Below are 18830 nucleotides of genomic sequence, written 5' to 3'. Positions count from 1 at the left end.
CGTGGCATCCGTCCGACCGGCCGACCCGCGTCGGCTTCGAGAAGGGCCTGCGCTGGGTTCGCCTGGAGATCCTGGACTCCACCGGGGGCAGCCCCCGCAGTTCGGGCACGTCGAACGCGTGCCTGAGCTGGATCAGCTGCGCCAGCCACTCGACGTCGGAAAGCCCGCCCCTGCCGAGCTTGGTGTGCAGCAGGGGGTCGGCGCCCCTGGGCAGCCGCTCGGCCTCCATGCGCGCCTTCAGCCTGCGGATCTCACGCACGGCGGAGTCGCTGATGCCGTCCACCGGGTACCGGAGCGGTTCGATGAGGGCCGTGAACTCGGCTCCCAGCCCGGGATCGCCCGCCGAGAAGCGGGCGCGGAGCAGCGCCTGGGACTCCCACGGAGACGACCATCGCCGGTAGTACGCCTCGTACGACGACAACGAGCGGACCAGGGCTCCCTGACGGCCCTCCGGGCGCAGGTCGGGGTCGATCTGCAGCGGCGGGTCCGGGGCGGCCCGGGCGAGCAGGCGGCGCAGCTCGTTGGCGACCGCGTGCGCCGCGTCGGTCGCGACCTTCTCGTCCACTCCCGGAAGCGGCGAGTGGACGAACATGACGTCGGCGTCGCTGCCGTACGACGACTCGTACCCGCCGAGGCGCCCCATGGCGATCACCGCGAAGCGGGTCGGGAAGTCGCCGCGCCGCTCCAGTGAGATCTTGTGGATCGCGGCGTCCAGGGCGGCCTGGATGGTGACGTCGTTGAGCTCCGAGAGGGCCTGGCCGACCTCCTCGATGTCGATGCGGCCGACGAGCCCCGCCACGGCCGTACGGAACAGCTCGCGGCGGCGCAGGGCGCGGACGGAGGCGACGGCGGTCTCGGCGTCGTGGGAGTGGCGCTCCACGGACGCGTGGGCCTCGGCCGAGAGCGACGCCTTCGGACGGACCGCGAGCTCACCGTCGGAGCCGAGCATGGCCACGGCGTCGGGGGCGTTCAGCAGCAGCCCGGTGGCGTAGCGGCTGGTGCCGAGGAGCCGGGCCATGCGCTCGGCGACCGCGGTCTCGTCGCGGAGCAGGCGCAGGTACCAGGGGGTCGCGCCGAGCTTGTCGCTGACCTGGCGGAACCCCAGCAGGCCCGCGTCCGGGTCGGGCGCGTCGGCGAACCAGCCGAGCATGACGGGCAGCAGGGTCCGCTGGATCGCCGCCCTCCGCGAGACTCCGCTGGTCAGCGCGGCGATGTGCCGGAGCGCCCCGTCGGGGTCGGCGTACCCGAGTGCCGACAGCCGCGCGGAGGCGGCGGCCGTGGACAGCCGGGCCTCCTCTCCGGGCAGCCGGGCGACGGCCTGGAGCAACGGGCGGTAGAACAGCTTCTCGTGCAGCCGCCGTGCCTCCATGGCGTGCCGCCTCCAGCGGGTGGTGAACTCGCCCACCGGGTCGACGACCATGCCGAGGCCCCTGCCGATGCGGCGCAGGTCGGTGACGCTCTCAGGCACGACATGGGTGCGGCGCAGGCGGTGGAGCTGGAGCTGGTGCTCGACCTGCCGCAGGAAGCTGTAGGCCTCGGCGAGGGCCTTCGCGTCGTCCCTGCCGACGTAGCCGCCCCGCGACAGGGCGGCGAGCGCGGGCAGCGTGGCGCGGCGGCGCAGGAGGCCGTCGGAGCGGCCGTGCACGAGCTGGAGCAACTGGACGGCGAACTCGATGTCGCGCAGGCCGCCCGGGCCGAGCTTGATCTGGCGGTCGGCCTCGCTCGCGCGGACGTTCGCCTCGACCTTGCGCCGCATCGCCTGGACGTCCTCGACGAAGTGGTCCCGGGCGGCGGCCTGCCAGACGAGCTCGTTGACCGCGGCGACGTACTCCTCGCCGAGCTCCATGTCGCCGGCGACGGGACGAGCCTTGAGCAGCGCCTGGAACTCCCAGGTCTTGGCCCACCGGCGGTAGTAGGTGAGGTGGCTCGCCAGGCTGCGGACGAGCGGGCCCGCCTTGCCCTCGGGCCGCAGGGCCGCGTCGACCTCCCACAGGGCGCCCTCGGGGGTGCTCGTGGAGCAGGCCCTCATCATGCCCTGTGCGAGCCGCGTCGCCGCCCGGAGCGCCTTGGTCTCGTCGACCCCGTCACGCGGCTCGGCCACGAAGATCACATCGACGTCGCTGATGTAGTTCAGCTCGCGCGCGCCGCACTTGCCCATGCCGATCACCGCGAGCCGTACGTCGGCGCTCTCGGGATGGTCGGAGCGGGCGATGGCGAGGCCCGCCTCCAGCGCGGCGGCGGCGAGGTCGGAGAGCTCGGCGGTGACCTGGGAGAGCGAGGCCTGGCCGGTGATGTCGCGCGCGGCGAGGTGCAGCAACCGGCCCCGGTAGGCGACGCGCAGGGCCGACATCGTGTCCGTGCCGCCGTGCGGAGCCTGGGGCTCGGCCTCGGACGGGTCGGCGCCGACGGCCTCGAGCAACTCGGCCCGCATGTCGCGCTCGGGCATGCGCTGGACCGCCTGCTCGCCCTCAAGGAGCTTCCAGTGCCCGGGGTGCCGTACGACGTGCTCGCCGAGCGCGGCCGACAGGCCGAAGACCCCGAGCAGCCGTGCCCTGAGCCCGGGGTCGGCGCGGAGGGCGCCGAGGACGCTCGGGTCGCGCTCGGCCAGACGGGCGAGCGAGGTGAGCGCGAGGTCGGGGTCGGCGGCGCCGACCAGCGCCGCGAGCAGGTCGAGATCTCCCACGGCCTCGGGGCCCAGCTCGTCGAGAAGCCGCTCGGCCTGGGCTCCGTCGGCGAAGCCCAGCCGTGCCAGGCGCCCGGCCGTCGTCTGCATACGGGACTCGGCGTTCACAATGCCCAAAGTAGCCGGTCACTCACTGGTCCGTCGTTAGCGGTTCCGCGCCGTAATCGCCCGGTCACCGGGAATGGAAAGGGGTGCCCGGCCCGAATATTGCGGCAATTCAGGACAAATCAGGCAACGGAGAGTCGGCCTGTACGCGGCCGCCGGTGACGACCGCGGCGAAGGCCTCGGCGAGCGGGCGCCAGGTCCGTTCCAGCTCGTCACGCGCGGCGACCACCGTGGCGTCCAGGTCCTGAACGTCGAACCCGCCCGCGGCCAGTTCCCCGGCGTTCGGCCCGGTCCAGGACAGGAAGATCTCGGGAGTCGCCTCCGGGTGGAACTGCACCGCCCATGCCGAGGAGCCGAGGCGGTAGGCCTGGTTCGGGTACCGCTCCCCCGTCGCCAGCGGCACCGCGCCCGGCGGGAGGGCCGTCATGGCGTCCTGGTGGTACTGCACCGACCGGACGGTGGGCGCGAGCCGCGCGAACAGGGGGTCGCCGGCCGCGGCGGGCAGGAGCGACACCGACCCCAGGCCGACCTCCAGGCCGTCCGCGCCCCGCTCGACCGCTCCCCCGCAGGCCAGGGTCATCAGCTGCGCGCCGAGGCAGATCCCGAGGGTCGGCAGCCCCGCGTCCACCGAGCGCCTGATGAGCCCGCGCGTGGCGGGCAGCCAGGCGTATCCCTCGTCGTCCCAGGCCGACGCCGCGCCACCGAGCACGATCAGGCCGTCCGCCGCGAGGCCGGGGACCTTCCCGTCCGCGTACGGCCGGGCGATCTCACAGGTCACCCCGGCGCCGGCCAGCCATCCGGCGAGGAACCCGAGGCCGGCCTCGGCCTCATGCTCGATGATCAGAATGCGGTGTCCCATGCCTCGATTATGGGTGTCCGAAACCCCCGGCTCCACCCAACCTCCACTCTGGTGTGAAAACTAGGAACTTTCCCGCTATAAATTCGTTTATCGGTTCGGGGGAACCGGTCGCTAGGGGGATTAGCACACCGATGGGGGAGTTCGTCGATACGGCGTTGAGTTTTCCGGCCGTTCTCTTCAGTTTCTTGCTGGTAGTGGTCGTCGGATACTGGGCGCTCGTGTTGCTGGGTGGGGCCGACCTCGACGTCCTGGACGCGGACGACTCCACGGACGCGGGCCACGGCACCGGGCCACTGGGCGTCCTCGGGCTGGGCGGGGTGCCCGCGACCCTCGCGGTCTCGCTGCTCATCGTCCTCGCGTGGTTCGTGAGCCTGGCCGGTACGGCCCTGGCCGGCTCCCCGTCAGGGGGCACGCGCGCCGCCCTGCTCTTCGTGGCGCTCGCCTCGGCATGGGTGGTCACCCGCTGGCTGGTGCTGCCCCTGCGCCGCGTGTTCGCCGGTCACCGGGCACCCTCCCGCCAGGACTTCGTGGGCAGGACGTGCGTCATCCGTACGGGACGCGTGGGCGCCGACTTCGGCCAGGCCGAGGTCAGGGCGTCCGACGGCTCGTCCGCCGTCATCCAGGTCAGACAACTGCAGTGGCCGGGCCACGCGCTGCGGGACGGGCTCGGCGTCGAGCCCGCCTCCCGTGGCGGACACGGGCCCGAGCCTTCGGCCGCACGCGACGCGCGTCTCCGCCCCGGCGAGGGCGACGGGAAGCACGAGGAAGCGCTGCGCGCGGGCGACACCGCTCTGATCTTCGACTACGACGCGGACGGCGAGTTCTTCTGGGTCACGCCCTACGACGCCGAACTCGACCCCGACGCACCGACCAAGTAAGGGACCATCATTGGACGTCATCTCCACGGGTTTCGGCGTGCTCCTCGCCGTCCTGCTCGTCATCGCGCTCACCACGCTGCTGGTGATCACACGCCTGTTCCGCAAGATCGAGCAGGGCAAGGCGCTGATCATCTCCAAGGTCAAGTCGGTGGACGTCACCTTCACCGGAGCGGTGGTGCTGCCCGTCCTCCACAAGGCCGAGATCATGGACATCTCGGTGAAGACCATCGAGATCGAACGGTCCGGCCAGGAGGGCCTGATCTGCCGGGACAACATCCGCGCCGACATCCGCATCACGTTCTTCGTCCGCGTCAACAAGACCGTCGAGGACGTGGTGAAGGTGGCCCAGGCCATCGGCACCGCCCGCGCGAGCGACGAGACGACGCTCCAGGCGCTGTTCAGCGCGAAGTTCTCCGAGGCGCTGAAGACCGTGGGCAAGCAGCTCGACTTCGTCGACCTCTACACCAAGCGCGACGAATTCCGTGACCAGATCATCCAGGTCATCGGCACCGACCTGAACGGCTACAGCCTTGAGGACGCCGCGATCGACTTCCTTGAGCAGACGCCCATGGCCAAGCTCGACCCGGCGAACATCCTCGACGCCCAGGGCATCCGCAAGATCACCGAGCTGACCTCGATCGAGCACGTCCGCACGAACGAGTTCCAGCGCCACGAGGAGAAGGAGATCACCCGCCAGAACGTCGACGCGCGGGAGGCGATCCTGGAGCTGGAGCGGCGGCAGACCGACGCGGAGATCAAGCAGAAGCGCGAGGTCGAGACCATGCGCGCCCGCGAGGAGGCCGAGATCGCCCGGGTTCAGGCCGAGGAGCGGCTCAGGGCCCAGTCCGCCCACATCCGTACGGACGAGCAGCTCGGCGTCCAGCAGGAGAACAGGGCCAGGGAGATCGCGGTCGCGGAGAAGAACCGGGAACGCGTCATCGCCATCGAGACCGAGCGGATCGAGAAGGACCGCCAAATGGAAGTCGTCGCCCGCGAGCGCGAGACACAGCTGTCCTCGATCTCCAAGGACAAGGAGCTGGAGGTCGAGAAGCGGGCGATGGCCGAGGTCATCCGCGAGCGCATCGCGGTCGAGAAGACCGTGGCCGAGCAGGAGGAGATCATCAAGCGCCTGCGCGCCGTCGAGGAGGCGGAGCGGGTACGCCAGACCGTGGTGATCCAGGCCGAGGCCGAGGCCCAGGAAAGCCTGGTCAAGGACATCAAGGCCGCGGAGGCGGCCGAGACGGCGGCCAAGCACAAGGCGCGCGAGCAGCTGGTGCTGGCCGAAGCGCGCCAGCAGGCCGCCGAGTTCGACGCGCGGGCGAAGATCCGCCTGGCCGAGGGGATCCAGGCGGAGGCGGCCGCGACGGGACTGGCCGAGGTGCAGGTGCGCGAGCGGGGCGCCGAGGCCATCGAGAAGGTCGGCCGCGCCGAGGCCGCCGTGGAGCGGGAGAAGACCCTCGTGGCCGCCACCGCGGTGGGCGAGAAGCTCAAGGCCGAGGCCGAGGGTCTCACGGAGAAGGCCGCGGCCATGGCCGCGCTGGACGACGCCAGCCGCACCCACGAGGAGTACCGCCTGCGGCTGGAGGCCGAGAAGGACCTGCGGCTCGCCGGCTTCGACGCCCAGCGCTCCATCGCCGAGTCGCAGGCCGTCGTGCTGGCGGCCGGGCTGGAGAAGGCCGACATCAGCATCGTGGGCGGCGACGGGGTGTTCTTCGACCGGCTCATGGGCTCCATCGCGCTCGGCAAGAGCGTGGACGGCTTCGTCGAGCACTCCGAGGTGGCCAAGAAGCTGGCCGGGCCGTGGCTGGACGGGTCGTCGAGCTTCCCCGAGGACGTCACCCGGCTGCTCGGCTCGCTCAGCTCGTCCGACGTGAAGAACCTGTCGATCTCGGCACTGCTCCTGCAGCTGATCAAGGCCGGAGGCCCCGACTCCGGGCAGCTGACCAAGCTGCTGGACACGGCGCGGCACCTCGGCGTCGCGGACGTGCCCGTCTCGGCCCTCGGCGCCCTCACCGCCGGCAACGGCTCCGCCCCGATCCTCACCGGCTCCGCCGGCGCCCAGCACTGACGCCCCATGACCGACCTTCTCACCGGCGCGGACGCCGGAACCGGATCAGGACACGAGCCCGGACCGGGCGACGGCTCTCCGCGCGCTGCCGGGACGGGGGCCGCCGCCCCCGCCCCGGCGGGACCGGCGGCCCTGGACGCGGGCACCTACGACGTGCTGCGGGCGCGGCTGTCCGAGCAGGCCGCCGAGCTCGCCAGACGGGCCGAGGCGCTCAACGCCGAGCGCCTCGCGGTCTTCGGCAGCGCCGAGCTGCGCCTCATCGGCACCGAGCGGATCCGCACGGAGAACAACTGCGTGCCCCGCGACATCGTGTCAGCGGGCGGGCTCATGCTGTTCGGCTACAACGTCTTCATCGGGCTGAAACCGGAGACGGCCGTCGACGACGTCTTCTCCCTCCACCGGTTCGTGCGCGAGGGCGAGTCGTTCCGCTTCGAGGACGCGCGCGGCGGCGAGCTCCCCGGGCTGCTGCGCGACGAGCGGTTCCAGCGGGACTTCGCCGAGCTGTACCGGTACTACCGGGAGACCCGGCTGCTCCAGCTCCGGCAGGTCGACGACAAGCTGCTCGCGGTCTTCCAGACCGGCCCGCGAACGCAGGACGTGCGAGTGCTGCGGTGGAACGTCGCCGCCGACGGCACCATCGCGTACGTGGACAACCGGGGCGAGCGCGACCACGTGTTCCCCTCGTCGCACGACTTCGAATGGACCGAGACGACGCGCGACGACCACGTGCTCGGCCGGCACCCGCACATCTCCATCGGTGACGAGGTGTTCGTCGAGACCGTCGGCGGCGACCTGACGATCAAGATCGAGAACAACACCGAGACCGGCGAGGGCATCTACCGCGAGCCGGTCGACGAGCCGCTGCAGAGCCTGGCCGACGCCGAGGTTCACCACGCCAGGATCGGGCCGCTGATCCTTCTGCGCGTCAGGCCGTACAAGGAGACCGAGGCCCGGCATCTGGTGTTCAACACCAGGACCAGGACCGTCGTACGCCTCGACGGCATCGGGCAGGCCTGCCGCCGCCTCCCGGAGGACCAGGGGATCATCTTCCCCGGCGGGTACCACCTGGCCACGGGCGTCACCAAGACCTTCGACACCGACGTGGAGGACCTGGAGTACGAGCGGGTGGTGCGCTCGACCAACGGCGAGGACGTGCTGTACGTCTTCCACGCCCGCACCGAGGGCCGGACGCTGCTGCTGCCGTACAACGTGATCCGCAAGCAGGTGGCCGGCCCGATCACCTGCCACGGGTACTCGCTGTTCGAGGATGGCACGCTGGTGGTGTTCCGCGAGCTGTCCAAGGAGCCGGCCCGGGTCCATCCGATGCAGGTCTGGCAGACTCCGTACCTGTCCGACACCTACGCCGCCAGGCGGCCCACCGGCACCGGTCCGCTGGAGCGCGTCGGCAACGGCGACCTCGTACGCGGCATCTCGGACTCGCTGTCGATCAGCCGGATGGTCGACGAGATGAGCCCGTCCACGGCGGTGTTCGAGGCCATCATCGCCGCCTGCGAGCGGATGTCCGACCACTACCACTGGCTCGGCGACGACCGGCTCGGCGACCTGAGCACCCCGCTGGCGGCCGTACGGGCGGCGGGCGAGCAGGTGCTCGACGAGCTGGAGAAGGTCCAGGCGCTCACCGGGCAGGCGACCGCCACGCTCGACGAGGCCGCTGCGCGCATCGCCTCGATGGTGCGGCGCCTGCACGGCGAGGCGCCCTCCACGGCCGGCGAGTGGGTGACCCGGCTGGCCGAGCTGCGCAGGGCCCAGGGCGGCCTCATGACCATACGGGAGCAGCGTTTCGCCGACGTGACCCGGATCGACGAGCTGGCGGCCGGGCTGGAGACCGAGCTCAGCGGGGCCGCGCGGCGGGCGGTCGCGTTCCTGGAAGGCGACGACGCCTTCAGCGGCTTCCACGAACAGGTGGACCGGCTGGCCGAGGACGCCGCGGCCGTGTCCACCGTGGCCGAGGCCGAGCCGGTCGGCGCGCGGCTCACCGAGCAGGCCGAGGCGCTGGAGATCGTCACCGAGGTCGTCGGGAGCCTGGACATCGCCGACGCCACCGTCCGCACGGCGATCCTGGAGCGGATCGGCGAGGTGCTGGGCGGGGCGAACCGCGCGAGGGCCATCCTCGCCGCCCGCCGGGGCGAGCTGCTGTCCGTCGAGGGCCGCGCCCAGTTCGCGGCCGAGTTCTCGCTGCTCGGGCAGGCCGTCACCGGCGCCCTCGCCATGGCGGACAGCCCCGGGCGGTGCGACGAGCAGCTCGGGCGGCTGCTGCTCCAGCTGGAGAACCTGGAGTCCCGGTTCGGCGAGTTCGACGACTTCCTGGCCCGGCTGACCTCCAAGCGGGAGGACGTCTACGAGGCGTTCTCCTCGCGCAAGCAGGCGCTGCTGGACGAGCGGGCACGCAGGACCGACCGCCTGGCCGACTCGGCGGAGCGCATCCTTTCGGGGGTGCGGCGCCGGGTGGGGAGCCTGAAGTCGCTCGACGACGTCAACGCCTACTTCGCCTCCGATCCGATGGTGGCGAAGCTGCGCGGCGTGTCGGACGAGCTGCGCTCGCTCGGCGACCAGGTGCGCGCCGAGGAGCTGGCGGGGCAGATCAAGGCCGCCCGGCAGGAGGCGGGACGTACGCTGCGCGACCAGAAGGACCTCTACGGCGACGGTGGCGACACCATACGGCTGGGAGCGCACCGCTTCGCCGTCAGCACCCAGCCGTTCGACCTCACGCTCGTCCCCCACGACGGCCGGATGGCGTTCACCGTGACGGGGACCGACTACCGCTCGCCCGTACGGGACGAGGCGTTCGCCGCGACCAGGCCGTTCTGGGAGCAGGCGCTGGTCTCGGAGTCGCCCGAGGTCTACCGGGGCGAGCACCTGGCCGCGTGGGTCCTCGCGGCGGCCGAGGGGGGCCGCGAGGGGCTGTCGCTCGAAGCGCTGCGCGCGGCGGCGGTCACCGACGGCGCCCTGCTCGGGGTGGTGCGCCGGGTGGCCGAGGCCCGTTACGACGAGGGCTACGAGCGCGGGGTGCACGATCACGACGCCACGGCGATCCTGGACGCCCTGCTGCGCCTGCACGCGGGCGGCGCCCTGCTGCGCTACCCGCCCGCGGAGCGCGCGGCGGCCCAGCTGTTCTGGGCGTTCGGCGCCGGCGGGCCCGCAAGGGCCAAGTGGTCGACCCGGGCCTCCTCCCTGGCACGGGCACGCGCGACCTTCGGCCGCCAGGAGACCTCGGACACCGGGGGATGTTCCGGGGCGATCGGGGAGTTGTGCGCGGAGCTGTCGGCCGCCATGGCCGGATTCTTGGACGGCGCGGGCCACGTCGCCGCCGGCGCCGCCATCGATCTGGCCGCCGAGTACCTCTTCGAGGAGCTGTCAGGGACGCCGGCCGGCTTCGTCACGGGCGCCGGGGCCCGGGCCCTGCTCGCGAGGTTCCGCGAGGCTCTCGGCGGTCCGGGGTCCGCGTCGTACAAGGGGTTCGAGGATGACCTCCGCGCGCTCGGCGACGACCTGGCCGCTCGGCACCAGCTGGTCGCGGCGTGGCTGGGCTCGCTCCTCACGACGACCGCCGGCGGCACCACGGACGGCGCGGAAGGGACGGCGGACGACCTGCCGGAGGCGGTGGCCGTCGAGCTGTGCGGCACCGCGCTCCCCCGCCACGACTCCTCCGCCGCCCTGTCCGCCACGGTCGAGGGCCTGCTCGGCGCCCATCCGCGCATCGTGGAGCGTCGCCTGCGGCTGCGCCTCGACGAGCTGACGGCCCGTACCCGGCGCTTCAGGGCCGAGCGCGTCCCCGCCTTCCGTGCCTACCAGCGGCAGCGCGACGCGCTGGTCTCCGGGGAGCGGCGCCGGCTGCGGCTTGAGGAGTACAAGCCCAAGGTGATGAGCGCGTTCGTGCGCAACCGGCTGCTGGACGAGGTCTACCTTCCGCTGATCGGCGGCAACCTGGCGAAGCAGCTCGGCACGGTCGGCGACGCGCGGCGTACCGACCAGATGGGACTCCTGCTGCTGATCTCGCCGCCCGGCTACGGCAAGACGACTCTCATGGAGTATGTGGCGAGCAGGCTCGGAATGGTCTTCGTGAAGGTCAACGGGCCGTCGCTCGGGCACGCCGTCACCTCGCTCGACCCGGCCGAGGCGCCGGACGCGACCGCCAGGCAGGAGGTGGAGAAGATCTCCTTCGCGCTGGAGATGGGCAGCAACGTGCTGCTCTACCTCGACGACATCCAGCACACCTCCCCCGAGCTGCTCCAGAGGTTCATCTCCCTGTGCGACGCCCAGCGGCGGATGGAGGGCGTCTGGGACGGGGGCACCCGCACGTACGACCTGCGCGGCAAACGGTTCGCGGTGTGCATGGCGGGCAACCCGTACACCGAGTCGGGCAGGCGGTTCCGCGTCCCCGACATGCTCGCCAACCGCGCGGACGTGTGGAACCTGGGCGACGTCCTGTCGGGCAGGGAAGAACTGTTCGCGCTGAGCTACATCGAGAACGCGCTGACGTCGAACCCCGTGCTCGCGCCGCTGTCGGCCAGGGAAAGCGGTGACGTGGAGCTGCTGGTGCGCCTGGCCAGGGGCGACCAGTCCGTACGGCCCGACCGGCTCGCCCACCCGTACTCACCCGTGGAGCTCGACCAGATCCTGGCCGTGCTGCGCAGGCTGCTGCGCGTCCAGGAGGTCGTGCTGGCGGTCAACCAGGCCTACATCGCCTCCGCCGCGCAGGCGGACGAGTCGCGGACCGAACCTCCGTTCCAGCTGCAGGGCTCCTACCGCAACATGAACAAGCTGGCCGAGCGCGTCCTGCCGGTGACCAACGACGGGGAGCTGGAGGCGCTGATCGACGACCACTACGCGGGCGAGGCGCAGACCCTCACCGGCGGAGCCGAGGCCAACCTGCTCAAGCTGGCCGAGCTTCGCGGCACCATGACCGCCGGCCAGGCGCGGCGGTGGGCCGAGGTGAAGGCAGGGTACCTGCGGGCGCGGGCGCTCGGGGGCCGGGACGACGACCCGATGAGCAGGGCCGTCGGCGCCGTCGGCCTCCTCGCCGACCGGGTCGGCGCGGTGGAGTCCGCCATCGAACGAGCGGCCCACCGGCTCTCCGCCGACGGCGCCTGACGCCAGAGGGGGAATTCCGGCCCGCCGATAAGGACGACCCGCGATCGCACGGCGTTCACATAGTCCTGAGCGCCCTGCGAGAAGCGGCGCGTCAAGAAACCCTGGGGCGGTCCAGGTGCCGCGCGGAATCCGCTGGAGAGTCCGTGCGGCTAAGGCGACGCCTGAGGTTTACCAGGTTTATAGCAATTCCCTCCACCCACCGCACGATGGCGTATATCCGGTCGCCGTAAGAAGGCCGAAAAGCGACTCCGCAAGTCCGACATATGACTCATTGGTGGACAGATTTATCTCTACCGGGCGCGGTCATTTGATGGATAGAGTTACAGGCGTCAGGAATTCGTTTATCGCCGCCACAAGGAGATAGATGGCGTCTCCCCCCGAAGGACCTCCCCCTCGTGAGGCCACCCCCTCAGCTCAGCCCGACGCCGCCAAGGATTTCGCGCGACAGGCCGAGGAGCTCACCCGGCAACTGGCGGCGCTCACCGAGACGGTCAGGCGCGAGCACGAGCGGGCGGCTCACCGGGAGCAGGTCATCGACCGGCTGCACGCCGAGAACCAGCAGCTGCGGTACGGGCTCCTCCAGGAGGCGCTGACCCCGGTGAGGGCCGGCCTCTACCGGCTCTACGACACGCTCGTGCGCGAGGGCGCCCGCTGGCAGGAATCGGATCCCCCCTCCCCCGAGCTGGTGGGCCCGCTACTGTCGGCGCTGGCCGACGAGGTGGCCGAGGTGCTCGGCCGTACGGGCGCGGAGCTCCTCACCGTGGAGCCCGGCGACGCCTACGACCCGGCCGTCCACCGCCCGGCCCGTACGGCCGAGGCGGGCGCGAGCGGGGAGGGGATGGTCGTGGAGGTGCTGGTTCAGGGCTTCGCGATGGGCGACCGGGTGCTGCGCAAGGCGTCGGTGGCGGTCGGGCGGGCCGGCTCCGAAGAGGGGACCGGCACCGGGGGCGACGAGGGCGGTACGAGCGGCGGCACGGCCGACGGCACGAAAAAGGAGAGCGATTAGGCGATGGCTGTTTATGGGATCGACCTCGGCACGACGTATTCCTGCATCGCCTCTGTCGACGACGTCGGACGGCCGACGGTGCTGCGCAATCTCGAAGGCACCGACACCACTCCATCGGTGGTGTTCTTCGAGTCCCCCGACAACGTCGTGGTGGGCGCCACGGCCAAGGACAGCGCCGTGCTCGAACCCGACCTCGTCGTAAGCCGCATTAAACGAGATATGGGGCACGATGTGCCGCGGGTCAGGCACGGCAGGCCGTACACGCCGGAGGAGGTCTCCGCCTTCATCCTGCGCAAGCTGGCCGACGACGCCCAGACCGCGACCGGCGAGCCGGTCGAGGACGTGGTCGTCACGGTGCCCGCCTATTTCGGCGCGGCCGAGCGCGACGCGACGCGGAAGGCCGGCCAGATCGCCGGGCTCAACGTCATCGACATCGTCTCCGAGCCCATCGCGGCGGCGATCACCTACGGCGTGCTCAACCCCGATGAGGACCACACGATCCTGGTGTACGACCTTGGCGGCGGCACCTTCGACACCACGGTGATCACGCTGCGCAGCGGGAACATCGAGGTGGTCTGCACCGACGGCGACCACGAGCTGGGCGGCGCCGACTGGGACGACCGGCTGGTGGAGTACCTGGCCGAGCGGTTCGAGGCCGAGCACCCCGACGTGGGGAGCCCCCTGCTCGACAAGCAGTCCGAGCAGCAACTGCGCCGCGACGCCGAGGACCTGAAGAAGACGCTCTCCACGCGCACCCAGCACACCGTCCGCGTGGTGCACGAGGGCAGGGTGGCCAAGGTCGAGCTGACCCGCGAGGCGCTCACGGAGCTGACCCGCGACCTGCTCGACCGCACGATGGAGATCACCCGGCGGACGATGGAGACGGCGGCGGTCAAGGGCGTGCAGGCGTACGACCATCTGGTGCTGGTCGGCGGCTCCACCAAGATGCCGGCGGTGACCGAGATCCTTCAGAAGGAGTTCCAGCTCACCCCCCGCCTCCAGGACCCCGACCTCGCGGTGGCCAAGGGCGCGGCGCTGTACGCCTTCGAGGAGACCTACCGGCGGCTGCTGCTGTCGGGTGAGCGCGAGCAGGCGGAGGACATGGCCGCGCGGGCGGGCCTGTCGGCCGACCAGCAGGAGCGGATCGCCGCGCGGACCATCAAGACGGTCGCCTCCCGCGCCTTCGGGATCATCGTCACCGACAAGGAGTCCCGCCGGCGCAGCGTCGAGCACCTCGTCCACGCCAACGACCCGCTCCCCGCCGCGGTGACGCAGGAGTTCTACACCATCGACAAGGGCCAGACCGGCGTCAACGTCGAGGTCATGGAGCAGGCGGGGCAGGCGGAGTCCGACGAGCCCGACGACAACGGCCTGATCGCCGAGGGGGTCCTGAAGATCCCGCCGGGCAAGCCTTCCGGATGGCCGATCGAGGTGACGTTCGCGCTCGACACCTCCGGCCTGCTGCAGGTGACCTCCCGCGAGCGGGAGACCGGCGAGGAGCTGGAGCTGCGCATCCAGATCGGAGGCATGTCCGAGGAGGAGGTGGCCGAGTCCCGGGCCGCCCTGTCCCGCGTCCAGGTCAGCTAGCCGGGCGGCCGCGTGGCCTTCGACGAGCAGCGGTACACCCGCGAGGTGCTGGAGCCCGCGCGCGAGGCGGGCGGGCTCCCGCCCGAGGACCTGCGGGTCCGCTACCAGCTGGGCGAGGCGATGACCGCGACCGAGGTGGCGGAGACCGTCAAGCTGGTGCGCCAGTGCTGGCGGCGTGCGCGGGGCATGCTGAAGTACAAGCGGCTGGCCGACCGGCTGGAGGCCGACCACGCCCGGTTCGCCCCGATCTTCTCGGCCGCCGCGGAGGGCGACCTCGGGCCGCTCCGCGCGGCGCTGGGCGAGTCGGAGCACAGGGCGGCGCGCAGGCTCTCCGAGGCCCGCGGCCGGCTCGACGACGCGGCGGGACGGCTGCGCATGCTCTCCCCCGCGCTCCTGGCGACGATCGCCCGTTCGAGCGGCGTCAGCCAGGAGGAGGCCCTGCGGCTGGCCGCCGAACGGTCGATCGAGGTACGCGAGCCCGACGCGCTCCCCGAGGCCGCCCCCTACCCCGGGTACGGCAAGGCGCGCGAGGCGCTCGACACCCTGGGGCTGAGCCATCTGGCCCGTTTCGTCTTCGGCGAGCGCTGCGCGGGCATGAGGGTGCTCGACGGCTTCGCGGTGCCGGGCGCGGGACCGGTGCGGGACGCGCTCGCGGAGGTCGAGCGGCGCTGGGCCTCCCGCAGCCGGGGGCCGTGGACGATCAGCGCGGACACCGTGCTGGCCGCCCTGCGCAACTCCCCCGACCCGGCCGTCCTGATCCGGTACGACATCGTCTCCCGCCTGCGCGAACGCGTCCGCGAGCATCCGTACGACGACACGCTGCTGCGGCACGCGACCACCGAGCTCGATCTGGCCGCGGATGACGCCCGCAGGCTGATCTTCGCCGTCCGCGGGGAGGGCGGCGTGGCCAGCGGGTCCTCGGCGCGGCTGCGCGAGCTGGTTGACGCAGGGGAGATCCACGCGGCGGCCGACTTCGCCGACGCGCTCGGCCCCGGCGGGCTCACCGGCGAGGCGGCGGAGCTCGCAACCGAGGTCAGGGCCAGGCTGGCGCGGGCCTTACAGCTCAGGGACCGCGCGCGGGCCGCCCTCGACCCCGACGACGCGTGGCTCGCGCTGCGGGACGCGCTCCAGCGGGTGCCCGACCTGCCCGGCGCGGCCGAGCTGCTCGTACGGCTGGCGCCCCACCCGGCGCGGGCCGTGCGGGCCGACCTCCATGGCGAGGGCGTGAGCCTGGTGTGGCAGCCCTCGCCCTCCCGGGCGGGCCGCGTCGTGTACGACGTGCTCAGGAACGGCGTGCCGCTGGAGACGACCGATCGGCCGTCCGCGCGCGACGAGCGGCCTCCGGTCAACACGCCGGTCACCTATTCGGTGGTGGCGCGCAGGGACGAGGCGGTGTCCATGCCCGCGGCGGCGGCCCCGGTCATCGTACGGCCCGAGCCGCGCGAGGTCCGGGTGACGGCGGGCGACGGCGTGGTGTCGGGCCGGTGGTCGCTGCCCCCCGAGGCCACGCGGGCGGTGGTGACCCGCGACGGGCGGACGCTGGCCGCCGACGGCGCCGGGTTCCGCGACCGGGAGGTGGTCAACGGCACGAGCCACACCTACGTCGTCTCGGCCGCCTACCCGGGCCAGGACGGCGAGGTGGTCACCCCCGGCGTGCGGCACACCGTGACCCCGCGGGGCCGCCCCCGGCCGGTCGGCGAGTTCACCCTCCGCCGCGACCCCACGGCCCCCGGCACGCTGCTCGTGCGGTACGAGGAGCCCCCGGACGGGGTCCTGGAGATCGTGGCGCTGGACGCGGCGCCGCCGTGGCCCGTGGGCACCACGGTGTCGCTGGCCGAGCTGCGCGCCGCGAGCCGTGCGATCCCGTCCATTCCCACCCGGGAGGGCCAGGCCATACGTCCGGGAGGCGGCCCCGGCGTGCTCCTCGCGGTCACGGTGGCCGGCGAGCTGGCCACGATCGGCGCGCACGCCGACCACGTGGACCTCGCGCCCCCGACCCGCCTCACCGCGCAGCGACGCGGCGTCACGGTCTACGTCGGCTTCGACTGGCCGCCGGACGTGCCCGAGGTGGAGGTGCGCTGGAGCGGGCACAGCATGATCGTCAACTCGGCCGCCTACCGCGCGCAGGGCGGGGTCCGGCTGGAGGTCCCCGAGGGGGAACCCGTGACCGTCGAGGTCGCGCCGACGTCCCTGATCCACGGCGAGCGCCTGCGCGGCCCCGCCGTGAGCCTCCGGCTGGCCGGGCACGTCCCTGTCCACTACGACCTGAGCCAGCAGGGCCCGGCGTGGCGGCGCTCGGTGGTGGTCGAGGTGACCGCCGACCGGCCCGTACGCCTGCGCCGCCTCGTCCTGGTGCTCAAGCCGGGGCTCGTGCAGCCCAAGTCCGCCGACGACGGCGTGCTGCTGGACGAATGGACCGACCTGGACGTGCCCGCCCGCCTGACCGTCCCCGCGCCCCGGCGGGCGAAGCCGTACTGGCTGCGCTGCTTCGCCTTCGACGGCGGACCGGAGGGCGACCTCGGCACGTCCGGCGGGGGCCGGGCGACGGGGGGCGACGTGGCCCTGATCGACCCGCCGGTACGGCGGATGAAGGTGGGATGAGCCCTTGCAGATCACCTGCCCGTTCTGCTTCGCACGGCTCGACCGCAACCGCATCGCGTTCCGCTGCGCGGGCAGGGCCGGGCGCGGCGGCGGTTGCGAGGCGCGGCTGGACGAGACCCTGGCCGAGTACCTCGGCTCCCCCGCAGCCGCGTCCCTGCCCCCGGTCTTCTCGGTGCGCAGGCCAGGACGCCGCGCCGACTGCCCCGGCTGCGGGCGGTCCACCGGGTGGCGGGCGTGCCCGGAGTGCCACAACCGGCTGCCCGCCGAGTACTGCGCGAACCCGGGCCGCATCGTCGCGCTGGTCGGGGCCAAGGGGTCGGGCAAGAGCACCTACATCGCCGTGCTGCTGCACGAGCTGACCAACCGGGTCGGCGCTGAGCTGGACGCCTCGCTGGTCGCCTGCGACGACCGCACGATCGCCCGCTACAAGCAGGACTTCGCCCGCCCGCTCTACGGCGAGCAGCGGCTGCTCAGCACCACGCGGCCCGCCGCGACCGAGCCGCGTGACCCGCTGGTGTACCTGCTCACCCGTACGGTGCCGGGTCGCCTGCGCGCCCGGACGATGTCGCTGACCCTGGTGCTCTTCGACACCGCCGGCGAGGATCTCAGGAGCCGGGAGTCCACCGAGACGCACCTGCGCTACCTCAACGCGGCCGACGCGATCATCTTCCTGGTCGACCCGGTGGAGCTGCCGGGGGCCAAGGCGTCGCTGAGCGGGGCCGCCCGATCCGGGGGCGGCGTCAACGCGGGCGACCCCGACAGCGACCCGATCAACGTGATCAGCCGGGTGACCGAGCTGCTGCGGGACCGTTCGGGGTCCGGGCGGCTGAAGGTGCCCGTCGCGGTGGCGCTGAGCAAGATCGACGCGCTGCAGGAGGGCATGGACACGCAGTCGGCGCTGCACCGGGCGCGCACTCCCTCGGGCACGCTCGACCTGGACGACAGGGAGGCGGTCCACGAGCAGGTCAGAGCCCTGCTGGACGAGTGGCAGGCCGGGATGGTCGACCGCTACCTGCGTCAGCACTTCACCGACTTCGCACTGTTCGGCCTCTCGGCCCTGGGCGGCGTCCCCGGACGCGACGCGGTGGGTCCCGGAGGCATCCGCCCCTACCGCGTCGAAGACCCCCTGCTGTGGCTGCTGTACAGATTCGGCATGCTCACCGGCCGGCGGAGGTGAGGGGTGGTGGCGTGGCAGTTGCACTACACCTCGGCGGAGGCCGGGCCGTCCGGGCGTGCCGGGTTCCAGTTCGTCGCCGAGTCTCCTGGGCTCCCTCCGGGCCTCGCGGCCAAGGTCGCCGCGCACCTCGCCTACAGGCCTCCGCCGGACGCCCCGCTCGCCCCGACCCCCGCGCAGGTCGCCGAGCTTCCCGTCGCCCTGGCGTACGACACGGTGGGCGGGCTGAGCGTGCTCACCCGCTGCGTCTACCTCGGGCAGGACTACTCCGGGCGGTACGGCAACTTCCTCGGCCACGCGGTGGTCACCGTCCCAGAGGAGCTCACGGGGCTGCGGCCGGTGGAGTTCTGGCAGGCGTCCCTGTGGTCGGACGTCCCCGCTTCCCCCGGCACTGCCCTGCCCGAGCTCGCCGACCCGCTGCCGGGCGACCGCGTCGATCCCGAGTCGCTCGCCGCCTGGCTGGCGTCGGCGGGCGAGGCCGCCTACGCGCGGCTGGGCGTCCTGCTGGAGACCGTCGGGAGGGCTCTCTCGCAGGGGCACGGCCGCCTGGTGCTGGTGTCCGCCGACGTCGAGGAGATCGTGCGGTGGATCGCCGTCATCTCCTACTCGCTGCCCTGGCCGGTGGCGGCCCGCCTGCCGTTCCTGACCTACAGCGCCGATCCCGCGAGCGCCCCGTACGTGATCGTGGGCACGACCCCGGACGTCTGGATGCCGTCCGACCTCGACGCCGCCGTCGTACGGCTGGACACGCGCTCGG

General features: G+C 72.5%; 9 protein-coding genes and 1 pseudogene. 8 read left to right on the top strand and 2 right to left on the bottom strand.

From position 1 onward, the window contains the following. Both AB0B89_RS25715 and AB0B89_RS25710 read right to left on the bottom strand, forming a co-directional pair. Positions 1-2773: bifunctional [glutamine synthetase] adenylyltransferase/[glutamine synthetase]-adenylyl-L-tyrosine phosphorylase (locus AB0B89_RS25715; RefSeq protein ID WP_358557788.1), on the bottom strand; the 2773-nt coding region annotated here is incomplete at its 3' end. A gap of 127 nt (positions 2774-2900) precedes the next feature. Next, positions 2901-3647: a type 1 glutamine amidotransferase gene (locus AB0B89_RS25710; RefSeq protein WP_358557782.1), complete on the bottom strand. Its 747-nt coding sequence runs from the start codon at positions 3645-3647 to the stop codon at positions 2901-2903. A gap of 194 nt (positions 3648-3841) precedes the next feature. On the opposite strand from AB0B89_RS25710, the gene AB0B89_RS25705 reads away from it, so the two are divergent. The 8 genes and pseudogenes from AB0B89_RS25705 to AB0B89_RS25670 form a co-directional block, all read left to right on the top strand. Beyond that, a complete protein-coding gene (locus AB0B89_RS25705) occupies positions 3842-4525 on the top strand; it encodes a hypothetical protein (protein WP_358557785.1) in 684 nt (227 codons plus the stop codon). A 10-nt stretch (positions 4526-4535) separates the two neighbouring features. Further along, positions 4536-6593 (top strand): flotillin family protein, encoded by a 2058-nt coding sequence (locus AB0B89_RS25700; RefSeq protein WP_358557779.1) that lies wholly within the window; start codon positions 4536-4538, stop codon positions 6591-6593. Positions 6594-6599: 6 nt separating this feature from the next. Then, positions 6600-11705 carry a DNA repair ATPase gene (locus tag AB0B89_RS25695; protein WP_358557777.1) on the top strand — a complete coding sequence of 1702 codons (5106 nt, stop codon included), beginning with the start codon at positions 6600-6602 and terminating at the stop codon, positions 11703-11705. A gap of 364 nt (positions 11706-12069) precedes the next feature. Continuing rightward, positions 12070-12711 (top strand): nucleotide exchange factor GrpE, encoded by a 642-nt coding sequence (gene grpE, locus AB0B89_RS25690; protein WP_358557774.1) that lies wholly within the window; start codon positions 12070-12072, stop codon positions 12709-12711. A gap of 3 nt (positions 12712-12714) precedes the next feature. Next, on the top strand, positions 12715-14298 hold the full coding sequence (locus AB0B89_RS25685; protein WP_358557771.1) for an Hsp70 family protein: 1584 nt from the start codon (positions 12715-12717) through the stop codon (positions 14296-14298). A 12-nt stretch (positions 14299-14310) separates the two neighbouring features. After that, a complete protein-coding gene (locus AB0B89_RS25680) occupies positions 14311-16899 on the top strand; it encodes a hypothetical protein (RefSeq protein WP_358557768.1) in 2589 nt (862 codons plus the stop codon). A gap of 4 nt (positions 16900-16903) precedes the next feature. Next, positions 16904-18076, top strand: coding sequence for a hypothetical protein (locus AB0B89_RS25675; protein WP_358557765.1), 1173 nt, complete (start codon positions 16904-16906; stop codon positions 18074-18076). 6 nt (positions 18077-18082) lie between these two features. Next, a pseudogene (locus AB0B89_RS25670) lies at positions 18083-18830 on the top strand (hypothetical protein); the annotation flags it as partial.

Source organism: Sphaerisporangium sp. NPDC049002, from assembly GCF_040649355.1.
Classification (GTDB): Bacteria; Actinomycetota; Actinomycetes; order Streptosporangiales; family Streptosporangiaceae; genus Sphaerisporangium.
The sequence above is the reverse complement of the archived record's forward strand: the minus strand, read 5'-3'. Positions and strand labels throughout refer to the sequence as shown.